This is a genomic window from Sinomonas sp. G460-2 (genome assembly GCF_047759905.1).
GTDB lineage: Bacteria > Actinomycetota > Actinomycetes > Actinomycetales > Micrococcaceae > Sinomonas.
Window position 1 is genome coordinate 1 of the sequence record NZ_JBKZWT010000577.1, and the last position, 689, is coordinate 689.

Here is a 689-nt window from a genome sequence, read left to right on the forward strand (position 1 = left end):
GTTGCAGTCGTCGGCGTAGAGGCGCACCTCGGAGCGCCACACGGTCAGGGCCCGGGGCGTGGACGGGACCGTCGCGGTGCCCGCGATGGGCTGGAACGGGCCGCCCTCGACCGAGAACTCCCCCGTGAACACCGTCGCCAGGGAAGCGGCGACATCCCCCGTGGCGGTGTAGGCGTGGCTCGTGGCCGTCTTCTCCCCCCACCGCGCCTCGGGGATCGGCCCGCCCGGGGCCGCGGTGGTCAGGGTGGTCCCGTCCCCGTACGACCACCGGTACTCGGCCGGGGCCACCCGCACCTCCACCGCCCGGCCCGCGATCGTGAGCCGGAAGGACTGCCCCGCCGGCTCCGCGTACAGGTTCGTCTCGGCCCCCTTGAGCGTGTGCCGGCCCGGCTGGGACCCCAGCACCGGCGCCGCGATCGGCAGCTCCCGCAGCTGCCGCTCCGTCACCGCCACCACCAGGCCCCCACCCGGACGCTCCGGCGGCACACCGTCGAACATGCAGGCCTGCTCGAGCCGCTCCCACGCCCCCGGGCTGGCCTGCGGCGCCCTGAACCACGTCACCAACAGTGCCGCCCGGTCACCGCCCGACCGGCACTTCCGATTGACCTCCACACACATGTCCCACGCCCCATCACCCTCAACACACGCAGGCCGATAGCTGTACACAAACGGATCCACCGTCCCAGCAG

1 protein-coding gene is annotated in these 689 nt (G+C 73.6%); it reads right to left on the reverse strand.

Features of this window, described 5'->3' with window-relative positions:
• A partial coding sequence (locus ACLN58_RS22565; protein ID WP_415857435.1) for a hypothetical protein occupies positions 1 to 561 on the reverse strand: 561 nt, incomplete at its 3' end.
• Positions 562 to 689 lie beyond the last annotated feature (128 nt).